This window comes from Actinomadura sp. DC4 (genome assembly GCF_030406325.1).
Classification (GTDB): Bacteria; Actinomycetota; Actinomycetes; order Streptosporangiales; family Streptosporangiaceae; genus Actinoallomurus.
Genome location: NZ_JAUEQY010000007.1, coordinates 276,585 through 290,342, shown reverse-complemented (window position 1 = coordinate 290,342; position 13,758 = coordinate 276,585). Strand labels below are relative to the sequence as shown.

General features: G+C 70.1%; 10 protein-coding genes. 2 read left to right on the top strand and 8 right to left on the bottom strand.

The window, feature by feature from the left end; all coding sequences use genetic code 11:
- Positions 1-3: 3 nt before the first annotated feature.
- The 7 genes from QWU11_RS14595 to QWU11_RS14565 form a co-directional block, all read right to left on the bottom strand.
- Positions 4-1,167: an MFS transporter gene (locus tag QWU11_RS14595; protein WP_290108630.1), complete on the bottom strand. Its 1,164-nt coding sequence runs from the start codon at positions 1,165-1,167 to the stop codon at positions 4-6.
- Entirely contained in the window at positions 1,164-2,030 is an 867-nt protein-coding gene (locus tag QWU11_RS14590) for a family 3 encapsulin nanocompartment shell protein (protein ID WP_290108627.1), read from the bottom strand. Before QWU11_RS14590 ends, QWU11_RS14595 begins: the two co-directional genes overlap by 4 nt.
- A gap of 12 nt (positions 2,031-2,042) precedes the next feature.
- Positions 2,043-2,744: a hypothetical protein gene (locus tag QWU11_RS14585; protein WP_290108702.1), complete on the bottom strand. Its 702-nt coding sequence runs from the start codon at positions 2,742-2,744 to the stop codon at positions 2,043-2,045.
- Between the two features lie 10 nt (positions 2,745-2,754).
- Positions 2,755-3,741 (bottom strand): aldo/keto reductase, encoded by a 987-nt coding sequence (locus QWU11_RS14580; protein WP_290108622.1) that lies wholly within the window; start codon positions 3,739-3,741, stop codon positions 2,755-2,757.
- A gap of 26 nt (positions 3,742-3,767) precedes the next feature.
- Positions 3,768-6,869, bottom strand: coding sequence for an amino acid adenylation domain-containing protein (locus tag QWU11_RS14575; protein ID WP_290108606.1), 3,102 nt, complete (start codon positions 6,867-6,869; stop codon positions 3,768-3,770).
- Between the two features lie 238 nt (positions 6,870-7,107).
- Positions 7,108-8,265: a PLP-dependent transferase gene (locus tag QWU11_RS14570; RefSeq protein ID WP_290108603.1), complete on the bottom strand. Its 1,158-nt coding sequence runs from the start codon at positions 8,263-8,265 to the stop codon at positions 7,108-7,110.
- Positions 8,266-8,327: 62 nt separating this feature from the next.
- Positions 8,328-9,413 (bottom strand): FAD-binding oxidoreductase, encoded by a 1,086-nt coding sequence (locus QWU11_RS14565; protein ID WP_290108595.1) that lies wholly within the window; start codon positions 9,411-9,413, stop codon positions 8,328-8,330.
- Positions 9,414-9,826: 413 nt separating this feature from the next.
- Between QWU11_RS14565 and QWU11_RS14560 the strand changes: the two genes are divergently transcribed.
- The gene (locus QWU11_RS14560; protein ID WP_290108593.1) at positions 9,827-10,051 is read left to right on the top strand and encodes a hypothetical protein; all 225 of its coding nucleotides are present in this window, start codon (positions 9,827-9,829) and stop codon (positions 10,049-10,051) included.
- 654 nt (positions 10,052-10,705) lie between these two features.
- Here the strand turns inward: QWU11_RS14560 and fxsA are convergent.
- Positions 10,706-10,873, bottom strand: coding sequence for an FxSxx-COOH cyclophane-containing RiPP peptide (fxsA, locus tag QWU11_RS14555; protein ID WP_290108591.1), 168 nt, complete (start codon positions 10,871-10,873; stop codon positions 10,706-10,708).
- A gap of 358 nt (positions 10,874-11,231) precedes the next feature.
- Between fxsA and fxsT the strand changes: the two genes are divergently transcribed.
- The gene (gene fxsT, locus QWU11_RS14550) at positions 11,232-13,754 is read left to right on the top strand and encodes an FxSxx-COOH system tetratricopeptide repeat protein (protein WP_354670843.1); all 2,523 of its coding nucleotides are present in this window, start codon (positions 11,232-11,234) and stop codon (positions 13,752-13,754) included.
- Positions 13,755-13,758 lie beyond the last annotated feature (4 nt).

Here is a 13,758-nt window from a genome sequence, read left to right as displayed (position 1 = left end):
TCCCTAGGGGGAGACCGCCGCGGGGCGGCGCGCGGGGTTCGTGGCCCACGACAGCAGCGCCGACGCGACCGCGCACGCCAGCATCACCCAGTACACCGACGGATAGCCGGCCAGGTTGGCGACCACGCCGGAGAACGGGCCGCCCACCGCGAGCCCGACGTCCCAGAACGACGTGAAGCCGCCCAGCGCCGCGCCCTGCTGCGACGGGTCGGTGCGGTTCATCACCAGCAGCGCGAGCGCCGGGAACAGCAGCGACAGGCCCGCGCCCATGATCAGGCCGCCCGCGATCACGGTGACGAGGTCGTGGGCGACCGCGACGATCAGCAGGCCGACGGCCTCGATGAGCGCCGACCAGAACGCCACCTGGCGGGCGCCCAGCCGGTCCGGCAGCCCGCCGATGAACAACCGCACGCCCACGTACGTGACGCCGAAGGCGTTCAGCGCGGCGATGCCGTCGTCGACGCCGCGCGCCTCCATGTGCAGGGCGACGAACGCCGCCAGCGCCGCGTAGCCGAGCGCCGCCAGGGACAGCGCGATGCCGGGCAGGACGGTGCTGACCGGCAGGATCGCGGCTCGCGTCGTGGGGGTGACCTCGGTGCGCGGAGGCGGCCGCCGGACGGAGACGACGAGCAGCCCCAGCGCGCCGACCACGACGCACAGGCCCCAGACCGCCCCGAAACCGCTCACCCGCATCGCGACCGTGCCGAAGAACGCGCCGAGCGTGATGCCCAGCCACATGGACGTGCCGTACAGGCCGACGACCCGGCCGCGCCGCTCGACCGGGCACAGCCGCACCAGCCAGGCCGCACCCGAGGTGTAGACCGTGCCCTCGCCGACGCCGTGCAGGATGCGGACGGCCACCAGGAGCGGCACGTCGAAGGCGGCGTAGTACGCGGCGCCGGCCAGCACGCAGATGCCGGCGCCGCACAGCATGATCGGCTTGTATCCGTGCCGGTCGGCGATCCGCCCGGCGATCGGCCGGGAGACGACCGCGGCCACCGCGATGGCCGCGGTCACGACGCCGACCTCCACCTTGTTGCCGTCCAGCTCCTGCAGGACGTAGAACGGCAGCGTCGCCAGGGAGGCGCCGACGCCGAGCAGGCAGAAGAAGATCCCGGCGAACATCGCCGCGTACGGACGGTAGAACGCGAGGCCGGACAGCCTCATCCGGCGTCCGCCGGAGTCACCACGTAGAACAGCGTCGGCAGGTGCACGGCGATCCCCTCCCAGACCTCGGCGCAGACGGCGACGCCCGGCCGCGCGAACGTCCCGGCCGGCGGCTCCTCGACGCGGATCACCGAGCGGCGGGCGTCCAGGAGACGGGCCGCCACCGAGATGTCGCCGACGATGGCCGCGCCCCGGTCCACCCATCGGTTGCGGCTGACCTTCATCCCGTTGCCCGCCGCCAGCTCCGCCAGCAGGCCGTCGTGGCCCAGCAGCCGGTGGTAGTAGTCGGTCGGGTTGACGATCATCGCATGGGCGGTCGCGCCGGACTGCTCGATCTCGTCACAGGCGCTCAGGAGCCCGTTGACGTACCCGTCGCCGGAGTAGGTGATCCGGGCGATCTCCGGGTGGTTGAGCAGGGCGTACGTCAGCACCTGGTTCTCGGCCGTCGCCGCGCGCACGAGCAGCCGGTAGTCGATGAACGCCGCGAGTTCGGCCGGGTCGTCGGCGAGCCCGTCGGGGATCTGGACCCAGGTACGGATCGGCTGCACGCCGGCCTCGGCCATGCCGAACCGGAACGCCGCCTCGCGGCGGATGCCGGACTCGTTCACCAGCTCGGCCTCGCCGGGTCCGGGCCGCGACTCGGTCCAGAACCGTACGGCCTCCTCGCCGACCGTACGGGTCTTGAGCAGGTTCCGCACGGTCGTGCGCGGCCGGTCCTTGGTCGGCTCGTGCGCCTCGGTGACGGCGAAGTCGAAGCTCACCTCCGCGCCCTTCGGGTCGGCCGCGAACGCGCGGGCGAACGCCTCGCCGGGCGACTCATGCGTCCGTCCGGAGGTCCCGGCCGTGGCTGTCTCTGCTGACATACGTGCTCCCGGTCAGAGGGCGTGCTGGACGAGCCGCTCGTAGAACGGCAGGTGGTGGTCGTAGAAGGACTTGAGCCGCGCGTCGTTGTCGACGGTGACCGCGTAGACGTTGCGCCGGTCGTGGAAGCCGGCGCTGCCGGCCGCGTCGGCGTGCCAGGCGCGGTGCCGCTGCCACTCGGGCCGCTCGCCGGCGCCCCACGTGAGCGCCTCGGGCAGGAACGGCAGCCCGGTGTAGGAGCAGAACGCCTCGACGACGGCCGCCGGCTCCCGTACGAGCCGTTCGGCGCGGAGGACCAGCGGCGTACGCCCGGTGGCCCCCCGGGCCAGCTCGAACAACTGGTGGAGCCGCTCGTAGCCGATCTCCGGGCAGGTCACGGTCGGCTTCACCGCGTGGTGCGAGCCGATCGTCTGCCGGGGGTCGCGGACGATGAAGGTGTGCGTGATCTCCGCGAGCTCGCCGGGACGGTCGAGCAGGTACCGGTACTCATAGTCCAGCACCTCCTTGACGAAGACCGGCCGCGTACGGCCGAGCTCGGCCAGCAGGGCGAGCAGTTCCCCGGCCGACCGCGCGGTCAGCCCCTCCGGCAGCCGGACCTCGCCCTCCTCGGTCAGGGCGAGGAACGGCTCGTGCACGACGGTCACGTCGCCGCGCTCGATCATCATCCGCAGGAACGCCGTCGAGGCCGAGCGCGAGTGCGCCCACATCGCGATCACCGTCAACGGGTCAACCCGACCAGGCCGGGTTCGGGACGCGGTCCCAGCGGTGCCGCCGCAGCTCCGCCTTCAGCGCCTCGTCGAGCGGGGGCCCGTCGCTGACCCCGAGGTTGGCCCGTACGTGCCCGGGCCTGCGCATGCCGGGGATGACCGTGCTGACCGCCGGGTGGTCGAGGATGAACCGCAGCGCCAGCTCGGGCAGCGACGTGCCCTCGGGCAGGGCGGCCTTGAGCCGCTCGGCCCGCTCGACGCTCGGCGTGAAGTTCTCCTCGCCGAAGTAGGTGGCGCGCCAGTCGTCGTCGGGGAAGGTGGTGTCGGCGGTCAGCGTGCCGGTGAGCGTGCCCTCGTCGAACGGCACGCGGGCGATGATCCCGATGCCCTCCCGCCGCGCGCGTTCGAACAGCGCGTCCTCGGGCGCCTGGTCGAAGATGTTGTAGATCACCTGGATCACGTCGATGAGGCCGGTGTCGAGCGCGGCGAAGCAGTTGTCCGGCTCCCAGCGGTTCACGCTGATGCCGACCGCGTCGATGACGCCCTGGCGCTTGAGGTCGGCGATGACCTCCTGCCAGCGCTCGTCGGCCGCCCAGCGGTCCTCCCACGTGTGGAACTGCATGAGGTCGATGCGCGAGACCCCGAGGTTGTCCAGGCTGCGCTGGGTGTACTCACGGATGTGCTCCGGCGGGTACGCGTCGTCCAGGGTGTCCCCGGCGCCGGGCGGCCACTCGCGGTTCTTCGGGGGGAGCTTGGTCGCGACGTACAGCCGCCGGCCGCGATGGCGTTTCAGCAGCGCGCCGAGCATCTGCTCGCTGATGCCGCGCCCGTACGCCCAGGCGGTGTCGAAGAAGTTGCAGCCGAGCTCGACCGCCTCGTCCAGGCACTTCGGGGCGACGTCGTAGTCCCAGCCGGTGAACCCGCCGGGACCGCCGGCGATGCCCCACATGCCGTACCCGACCTCGCTGACCTCCCAGCCGAGCTCGCCCATCGTGCGGTATCGCATCGCTTGCCTTTCCTCGGTCGTCAGGGTCAGCCGGTCGGCAGCGGCGCCGGGCCGGCGGTCCCGGCCTGGAGCGCCGTCAGGTGGGCCCCGTACGCGGCGATCGCGCCGTGCAGCGGGCCGTCCGTGAGCCCCCAGCGTTCTTCGAGCCGGCGGCACTCGTCCTTGCGGAAGAGCGCCGGGTTGTCGGTGAGCAGGTCGGCCAGGGACCTCTTCAGCTCGTCCTCGCCCGAGTCCGCGCCGGGACCGGGCAGCAGTGCCGCGAGCGAGGCCAGGTCGCGGTCGCCGGTCGCGAAGGCCACATCCAGCACCTGCCGCAGGAACTCCGCGCAGGGGACCGGGGCGACCGGGAGCGCCGCGCCGAGGGTGACGCTCTCGGGGTGGAAGACGTGGAGCGTCCCGCCCCAGACGCCGCGGTCGCGGACCGCCGCCACCACGCGCGCCGCCGCGTAGTCGACCGGCGTGTAGTCGGTCCGGATGTCGGCGTCGGGCCGTACACCGAGCCGCAGGAAGGCCGACAGCAGCAGGTGGGTGAGCGCGGCCGGGTTCGGATGCGCGTTGTCCTCGCTCGGCAGTACCTCGCCGAGCCGCAGGACGGTGACCAGCGCTCCGCGCTCGCGCGCGTGGGCGAGGTACCGCTCGGCGACCCACTTGGCGCGGCTGTACCCGTAGTGGGGCGTCACCGTGCCGGACGGGTCGAACCGCTCGGGCTGGCCGCCACCGCGCCGCAGCGCCTCGTTCTCGAACGCCGACAGCGTCGAGACGTAGTGGAAGGGCACGGGCCGGTACGCCATGGCGAGCCGCAGCAGCTCGGCGGTGGCACGGACGTTGACCTGCCGGTGGGCGCGGTAGTCGAACAGGAAGTTGACCATCGCGGCGTTGTGCAGCACGAGGTCACAGCCGCGCGCCAGACGCTCCCAGGTCCGCTCCTCCAGCCCGAGCCGCGGCCGGGCCAGGTCGCCCGAGAACCCCTCCAGCCGGCCGGCGAAGTCCGGCTCCCACAGGCCGCGCTCGGCGAGCGCCCCGGCCACCCGCGCGGTGGCCTGCGCGTCGTCGGGTGCGCGTACGAGGCAGCGCACCGCCAGGTCCGTACGGGTCAGCAGCTCGTGGACCAGGCGGGTGCCGACGAAGCCGGTCGCCCCGGTGACCAGGACGGTCGTGAGCGGACCGTCGAGATCGGCGGCCAGGATCGGCTCGTCGCCGGGCACGAGGGCGTCGCGCTCCATGAGGACGGACTCGGACTCGACGGCCGCCCCGTCGCGCCGCCGCTCCTCGATCAGGGCGGTCAGCGCCTCGGCGGTCGGGTGGTCGTACAGGTCCTGGACGCCGACCGTGACCCCGCACTCGGCGGTGAGCGTCCGGACGGCCGACAGCGCCTGGAGCGAGTCGCCGCCCGCCTTCATGAAGTGCGCGCCGGCCGCGAGACCCGGCTGGTGGAGTACCGACCGCAGGGCTCGCAGCACCTGGCCGGGAAGGCCGGTGGACGGCGCGTCCTCGGCCAGCCGCACGGCGTCCTCGGCGAGGCGGGCGTCGAGGATCTCCTGGAGCCGGTCGCGGTCGACCTTGCCGTTGTCGGTGAGCGGCATGGACGTCAACAGGAAGTAGTGACGCGGGACGCTGACCCGGGGGAGCGTACGGCGCAGGCCCTCGGCGAGCCGTTCCTCGCTCAGGTCGCCGCCGGAGGCGAACAGGGCCAGCGACCGCGCGCCGGGCCGTTCGGCCACGAGGACCTCCGCCTGGCGGACGCCCGGCAGGTTCTCGGCGGCCACCGCGATCTCGCCCAGCTCGATCCGGACTCCGCCGATCTTTACCTGGAAGTCCTTGCGGCCGGAGAAGAAGAGCCGCCCGTCCTCGTCGAGGTGGCCGAGGTCGCCGGTGCGGTAGAGCCGGTCGCCGGGGATCCGATCGCTGAACGGGTTGCGGATGAACGCCTTCGCGGTCGCCACCGGGTCGCCGAGGTAGCCCTCGCCCAGGCAGACGCCGCCGATGACGATCTCACCGGTTTCGCCGGGCGGCAGCGGCCGCAGTTCCTCGTCGAGCACGACGGCGTAGCAGTTGTCGATCGGGCGGCCCAGCGGGATCGCGTCGCCGTCCTCGGGCGACACCGGGTGGAAGACCATCCCGATGGTCGCCTCGGTGGGCCCGTACCCGTTGGTCACCCGCAGGCCGGGGAGCTGCGCCATCATGCGGTGGACCGCGTCGGGGTTGAGCGGCTCGCTGCCGACGACGAGCCGGCGCAGGGACCCCAGCCTCCGCAGCGCCTCCGCGTCGCCGTCCACGTGGGCCGCGAGCGCGTTGAAGACGCTGGAGACGAAGTCGGCGGCCGTGATGCCGTACTCCGCGATGGTCTCGACGGTGTGCTGCAGGTTGAGGAACTCCCCCTGGACGGGCAGTACGGAGTGACCGCCGGTGATCAGCGGCCAGAACAGCTGCCAGAGCGAGGAGTCGAAGGTGTGCTTGCTGTTCTGGAGGACGACGTCCTCACCGGCGGCGCCGAAGTACCGCGTCATGTAGCGGAGCCGGTTCGTGAGCCCGCCGTGCCGGTTCATCGCGCACTTGGGCGTGCCGGTCGTACCGGAGGTGAAGTAGCCGTAGATCAGGTCGTCGGGCTCCAGCGGCACGGTCGCGCGCCTCGGAGCGGGAGAGACGCGGTCGACGTCGACGACGACCGCGCGGTCGCGCATCTCCGTTGGAACGGTCCGCGTTTCGGCGCACAGGACGAGCCCCCGGGGCAGCACGCCGAACGTGCTGCGGAGCCGGTCGTCCGGCCAGTCGGGGTCCAGCGGCACGAACGGTGCGCCCAGCTTCATCAGCGCCAGGTACGCGACCGGCATCTCCAGGCTGTTGACGACCAGCAGGGGCACGATGTCGCCCTTGCGGACGCCGCGCCCGGCCAGTTCGGCGGCGAGGCCGTTGACCAGGCCGTCCAGCTCCCCATAGGTGAGGGTGCGGCCGTCGTAGGAGATCGCCGGGTGGTCGGGATGCCGGTCGGTTTGTTCTTCGATCAGTGCGGAGACCGTACGAAAGTCGCCGTGGTCGACCGCGCGACCGGTGAATCGCCATCTGGAAGGGTCGTCTGAGGAGTTCTCCGGCGAATAGGGATCCTCTTCGCCGGCCGACTGCCCGGGCATCCACACCTCCCCGCTTGGGGGGTCACAAAAGGGAGGCAGGCTCCTTTTGGAGCCCGCCGGTGATTTGGTCCGCGCTGCTTTTGGGTAAATTAGACTGATTTCGGAGTTTCCCGCAACCCCTCACTTTCCACGCCTGATCCCGGCACGCCCGGTGGTTACGGCCGGTCCTTTTTGGCCGATATCGGCTTGTTCGAGTCATTGACGTGCGATGCCTTCGTGTGATGCGCCGACGCGGGTCTCAGCCGCCGGTCAGGGCGCGGTCCAGGTCCTCGACAACCTGAGTTGACTCATTGGCGTAACCGAGTGCGAGCCGGATGGTGCTGCGGTCGACCCCGATGCTCTTGAGTGCGGCGTCGTCGTACTCGAAATAGGTGAAGAAAGTGCTCTGCTCGACCAAAGTGTGCGGCGCGCCGAAATTCGACGCCATGAAAGGCACTTCAAGGCGATCGACGATCTCCGCGGTCTCGGTTTCGCCAAGCCCGAGCTCGAAGGTGACGACTCCGCCGTGCCCGTGCAGATAGTCCTGGCCCAGTTTGAAGTGCGGATGCGTTTCCAGGCCCGTGTAGAAGACGCGCCGGACCCGCGGATGGGCGGTCAGGAAGCGGGCGACCTCCAGACCCTGGGCGTTGACACGTTCCATCCGCAGCGCCAGCGTGTACAGGCTCCGCCGGAGCAGGAACGCGACGTTCCCGTCCGCGACCGGGCCGGTCGTGTCGCGGTACCAGCGGATCCGCTCGACCAGGTCCCGCCGCCCCGACAGGACGCCGGCCACGATGTCGCCGTGGCCGCCCAGGTACTTGGTCGCGCTGAACAGCACCAGGTCCACGCCCCAGCGCAGCGCGTAGAAATTGGGCGGAGGGGAGAACGAACTGTCCAAGGTGATGACGACGTCGTCGCCCACGATTTGCCGGATCCGCGCCACGTCGATGAGATACATGTGCGGCGACGACGGCATCTCCAGATGCACCAGCTTGAGGCGTCCGCTGAGCGCGGCGATTCCATCGAGAAAGGCTTCCGGGTCGCGGATCGAGATCTCGTGCACGACGATGCCAAACTTCGGAAGAATGTGATGAAAGACATTTCTGACCTGGCGATATGACTCTGCGGGCAGCACGACCTCGTCGCCCGCCTCCAGCAGGGACACGAACGTGGTGAAGTGCGCCGCCATGCCCGAGGCGAACAGCAGCGAGCTCTCCGCCTCGCTCAGCTCGCTGAGCCGTGCCTCGACCTCCACCCAGGTGGGGTTGCTGTAGCGCCCGTAGCGGCCGGCCGGGATCGACAGGTCGTGCAGCCCCGCCTTGACCTGGTCGGCGTCGTCGAAGTAGTAGGAGGCGCTCTGGTAGGTCGGTGGCTCGATGCTGTTGGTGTACGGCTCGGAGGTCCTTTTCCTGGTCATCTGCTTCCCCTCGGATCCGCCGCGGGCCGTTGGGCCGGTCCACGTCTCCCGTGTTCGGATGTTCAGAAACAGCGCTCCGGCGCGACGTCCGCCGGATCGACGTCGATTTCGACCGGCGTGTTCATGGCCGCGGCCGCGGCCAGCCGCCCGGTCGCGGGCGATGACTGCACGCCGTACCCGCTGAGCCCGGCGAGCCAGACGAAGCCCGGCGCGTCCGGCGCGGCCCCGATGACAGGCGTGTCGTCGGGCACCGCCGTACGCAACCCGGCCCAGGCGTGCTTGACACTGCGGATGACCAGGGTGGTGGCCTCCTGCACCCGCTCGGCCGCCCGCGCGACGTCGAGGTCGCCGGGCCGGGCGTCGCAGGGCGGGCTGGGCGTGGCGTCGGAGGGGGAGACGAGCAGCCGCCCCGACTCGGGCTTGAAGTAGAAGGTCTCGGTCACGTCGGCCACCATCGGCCAGCGGGCGATGTCCATCCCGTCGGGCGGATCGGTGATGAAGGCCGTACGCCGCAGGGGGACCAGGCCGACGGTCCGTACGCCGGCCATCGCGGCCACCTCGTCGGCCCAGGCGCCGGCCGCGTTGACGACGACGGGCGCGGCGTACTCCCCGGCGTCGGTGTCCGCCCGCCAGACCCCGCCTCGCCGTTCGAGCCCGCGGACCTTCGCCGAGGAGACGACGGTGCCGCCGTTCGCCCGGATCCCCCGGAGAAACCCCTGGTGGACGAGGTCGACGTCGATGTCCATCGCGGCGGGCTTGAACATGGCACGGCTGTACCAGCCGGTCCGTACGATCGGGCAGTGCCGCAGCACCTCATCCGCGTCGATCTCCCGTACGGGGGTGGGCGTGGTCAGCCCGGAGGCCAGCACGGCGGCGAACCTCTCCTCCGCGCCGTGGGGGCACAGCGCCACCACGCCGCGGGGCCCGAGCAGCCGCCCGTCGGTGAAGCCGGGCGGGGGGACCATGAAGAACGCGCGGCTGGCCGCGGTGAGCGCCCGCACGGTGCGGTTGCCGTAGTACTCGGAGAAGAGGGCGGCCGACCGCCCGGTCGAGTGATAGCCGGGCGCGGACTCCATCTCGAGCAGAGTCACGCCGCCGACCGCGGAGAGGAAGTAACCGGCACTCGCCCCGGCCACCCCACCACCCACAACGAGAAAGTCACTCACGGGGGCAACTGATCACATTGCGACTATATTGGCAAATGTCAGTAAGTGCACGTTCTCGTACGTTCCGTGAGTAAAGGCGCCGGCGGGTAGGCCGTTAAACGCGCTGACGTGGAACCGGACAGGTGCAATGTGGCATATGGCCCCCCGGTCGGCCGGGATCGGCTGGCACAATCCGGATATGCCCGAGGCTCCGTGGCGGCCAGCCTGATCACAACGCTGGGGTCGGTGCTCGCCGCCCTTAAAGATCGAAGAGTCGAGCCGTGAACACGATCGCACACGTGCCGATCTGATGGCGGCCGGCCGCGACCTGGCCGGGTTCGTCGCGGCGAACACCCGGATGGACCCGGCTCTGGCCGTCCCTGCCGCGTACCACGCCGTTCACCGTCCGTGACGACATGGCGAAGTGTGCCGACCTCGAGCGCCGGCTGACCGAGTGCTGTGGCGAGGCGGTCGCGCGTACCGCGGCGGACCACGACGTCGACCACAAGCGCCTCGTCGGGTGGCTGTGGCACGCGACCGGTGAGGAGGTGTCCCCCGTGCTCAGCGTCGGCGTCCCGGACCGTGCGCTGCGGACGCTGGAGGACCGCCGTGTCCTGAAGGCCGGCCCCGGCGAACGCTGAGGTGGTGGGCCGGAAACCACGAGGAGAGTGTCTCGACGCGGGGACGCAGGCTGGCGCTGACCAGCGAGGGTGCCCACCGGGCGGCTCGTACGGCCCGCAGCCGGGCCCGTGGCGGCGCTGCCCGTGTACACCCGTACTCCCTCGCCCTGCTCTTGCCACTTCCGGCGGGCAGGTGAGCGGCGTTGCGGCGTTGCGCCGCCACAGGCCGGCGACCTCGTCCGCCTCACGGTCCCGACCGTGGAATCGGACGCTCGCCTCCACTTGCAGAGGCGCACACCACCCTAAGAAACCCCGTCCAGGCCATTAGTCAGGGTGGTGGCCGTCATAGGGGTGATCCCGTCCGATGTGGCGAGCACGTTCGAAAGCCAAGTTCGGGACAAGCGTTTTGGTCGGTCACTCTGCCGCGCGCCCCAATTGGAACGGAAGACGTGGCGCATGCTACTAATGCGGTCGGCAAAAATCCACGAAAGGGGTCTGGGCTCGGCGGTGCTGACCGGCAAATCCTAGTGACGTTCCGGCGGGTGCCGCGAGCCGTCTGGCGGGCGGTCGGCGTGGTGCGGGTGAAAGCCTGTGAATCGTCGGATACGCCCTCATGGCGCTGTCCTTACGGTGGCCGCCCACCGGGAGCGAGCGGCCTCGGCGGGTGCGGGTCCATCACACCCTGCTCTGAAAGCCGGCCACTTCTTGGTCCTGGACCTTGCGGGCGAGGAGCCGTGCGAGCGCGCGGTCGAGCGCTGAGTCGGAGAGTGTCGCGAGGGCTCGGAGCGGCACTCCGGAGAGGTCGATCGGCCCGCCGCCGACCTCGTCGGCGTCCTCGTGCATGTGCTCCCCCCTGGCCGTCTACCGTGGGCTGTTCATCCGTTTCCTTCCCCTTCGGAGGGTTGGGAATCTGGCCGGATCGGGCCGAGCCCTCTGGCTTTCAACGGGAACAGTGTCACCCGCGGCCACACCGTTGTATACCTGTGCCGGTAAAAGTCGTTGCTCGCGCTGTTTAAGTGATTTAGGTGACACGTGAATGCTGAGACGCATTATGTTGCCCTCGGATTTGCGGTTCCGGAAAGAAAGAACCATAGGATCGGCTGTGAGCATTGGTGGGAATCGGCAGGATCTTGAAAGGAAACATGTGCGCGTGATGAATTCACGAGAGCGGGGGACGGTCCCTGAGGTCTGGGGGCGGAAGGTGCCGGGACGTAACAAGAACTTCACCGGCCGCGACGACCTGCTCGACCAACTCCACGCCCGCATCCAGAATCGCACGACCGCTGTTCTGCCACACCCCGGAGGCGTGGAAGAAGAAGAGGTCGAGCGCGCGCCGATCCTCTCCCACGCGCTTCAGGGGATGGGCGGGGTCGGAAAGACCCAGCTTGTGACCGAGTACGCATATCGGTATAAATCGGAATATCAGCTCGTTTGGTGGGTCCCCGCGGACCAGCCGATGCTCATACGGCCCTCCCTGGCCGGTCTCGCTCCCTACCTCGACCTGCCGCCCGCCACGGCCACCGGCATCGGCGAGGCGGCCGACGCGGTGCTGGAGAGCCTTCGCAAGGGCGACCCCTACGACCGCTGGCTGTTGATCTTCGACAACGTCGACGAACCCGACGAGCTCAAGGGGTTGTTGCCGCAAGGCCCCGGGCACGTACTCATCACCTCGCGCAACCATCGTTGGCAGGGCGTGGTCGACACGCTCCAAGTCGATGTGTTCGAGCGCAACGAGAGCGTGGAGTTCCTCAACCGGCGTGTGCCGTCCGCGATGAGTCACGGTGACGCCCACGTCCTCGCCGCCGCGCTCGGTGACCTTCCGCTGGCCCTCGAGCAGGCCGGTGCGCTCCAGGCGGAGACCGGCATGCAGGTCGACGAATACCTCGACCTGCTGAAGAAGCGCACCGCCGAGCTCATGTCGGAGAGCAAGCCCTCCGAATACCCCCACTCGATGACGGCGGCGTGGTCGCTCTCGGTCTCCGCGCTGGGAGACAAGCTCCCCGAGGCCGTCGAGCTGCTGCGCTGTTGTGCGTTCTTCGGCGCGGAGCCGATCCCCCGTGACCTCTTCCGGCGCGTGGGCGAGGCGACGAGGCCGTTGCTGGGCGAGGTTCTAGCCGACGCGATCCTACTCAGCCGTGCCATCCGCGAACTCGGCCGGTTCGCGCTCGCCCGCGTCGACGTCAGCAGCCGGACCATCCAGGTGCACAGGCTGGTCCAGGCGCTGCTGCGCGAAGGGCTTGAGGAAGCCGACCATCAGCTTTTCCGCCGCGAGGTGCAGACGCTGCTGGCCAAGAACGCCCCGAAGGATCCCGACAACGAGAGCCGGTGGTCGCGCTTCAACGAACTCATGGCGCACGTGCTTCCGGCGCGGGTTGCGGAGAGTAGTGACCCGGAGGTGCGCGATTTTGCCCTCAATATGGTCCGCTACCTCTACCTCGCGGGCAACCGCGAATACGCGCGGACGTTCGCGGAGGAGTTCCTCGACCAGTGGCAGCGCGTGCCCGGGGCCGACGGCGACCTGCGCGTGCTCCGCGCGCAGCGTTTCCTAGCTGACGTGCTCCGAGACCTCGGGGATTACCAACGGGCAGCGGAGATCGACCTTTCGCTGCTCGAACGCGCCCGGCATGCCTTCGGCAACGACGACCCCAACGTTCTGACCTTCCTGGGTGGACTGGGCCCGGACCTGCGTGCGCTCGGCCGGTTCGTCGACGCGCAGGACCACGACGAGATCGCCCGTGACCAGCACGTGGCGATGCTCGGCGAGGACGACCCGCGGACTCTTCGTATGGTGAACAACCTCGCGCTCGACTACGGCCTGCTCAGCCAGTACAAGGAGTCCCGCCGGCTGCACCTGCTCGCCTTCAACCAGCAGAGCCAGGCCTCCGTCGGCGTCGTCAGCAAGAGCGACGTGCTGTCGTCGTGGAACAACGTGGCCCGCGTGGTCCGGCAGAGCGGTGAATACGCCACGGCCCGCGACCTCGGCGAGGAGGCCCTCGAGTTCGGCCGCCAGGAGCTGGGAGTCGAGCATCACTTGACTTTGCGCGTAGGCAAAGACCTCGCGGTCGCCCTGCGCCGTACGGCCGACTACGACGGGGCACTGGAACTCGCGACCGACGTCTTCGAGCGGTGCTCCCGCCTCTTCGGCCGCGACAACCCGGACACGCTGTCGGCGGCCATGGGGCTGTCGAACGTCTACCGCGTGATGGCGAGGTTCGAGGACGCGCTGGAGCTGGCGCAGGACACCATGAAGCGTTACCCCCACGTCTACAGCGACGAGCACCCCTTCTACCTCTGCTGCGTCGGCAACCTGGCCCTGCTGCACCGGGTGAGCGGCGAGGTCGAGCGGGCGCACGAGCTCAACACCACCAGTCTCGCCGGACTCGACGCCCGCCTGACCCGGGACCACCACTACGCCCTGACCGTCGCCACCAACCTCGCCAGTGACCTGGCCGCGATGGGGGAGTTCGGGCAGGCGCGTGAGCTGGGCGAGGACAGTCTCGTACGGGCGCGGGCCGTGCTCGGTGACGAGCATCCCCTGACGCTCGGGTGTGCCGCGAACCTCGTCGTCGACCTGCGCGCCGACGGCAAGGCCGCGCAGGCCGCCGAGCTCGCCGAGAAGACCTACCCGGCCTACGACGAGGTCCTCGGCGAGGACCACCCCGACACCAGGGTCGCCCGCGAAGGGCGTCACCTCGACTTCGACTTCGACCCTCCGCCGATCTGATCGT

What these genes read in the sequence shown, in the direction of transcription:
- QWU11_RS14590 (WP_290108627.1), bottom strand. Translation starts at nt 2,030, where the DNA reads ATGTCAGCAGAGACAGCCACGGCCGGGACCTCCGGACGGACGCATGAG.
- QWU11_RS14570 (WP_290108603.1), bottom strand. Translation starts at nt 8,265, where the DNA reads ATGACCAGGAAAAGGACCTCCGAGCCGTACACCAACAGCATCGAGCCA.
- QWU11_RS14575 (WP_290108606.1), bottom strand. Translation starts at nt 6,869, where the DNA reads ATGCCCGGGCAGTCGGCCGGCGAAGAGGATCCCTATTCGCCGGAGAAC.
- QWU11_RS14580 (WP_290108622.1), bottom strand. Translation starts at nt 3,741, where the DNA reads ATGCGATACCGCACGATGGGCGAGCTCGGCTGGGAGGTCAGCGAGGTC.
- fxsA (WP_290108591.1), bottom strand. Translation starts at nt 10,873, where the DNA reads ATGCACGAGGACGCCGACGAGGTCGGCGGCGGGCCGATCGACCTCTCC.
- QWU11_RS14595 (WP_290108630.1), bottom strand. Translation starts at nt 1,167, where the DNA reads ATGAGGCTGTCCGGCCTCGCGTTCTACCGTCCGTACGCGGCGATGTTC.
- QWU11_RS14560 (WP_290108593.1), top strand. Translation starts at nt 9,827, where the DNA reads ATGGCGAAGTGTGCCGACCTCGAGCGCCGGCTGACCGAGTGCTGTGGC.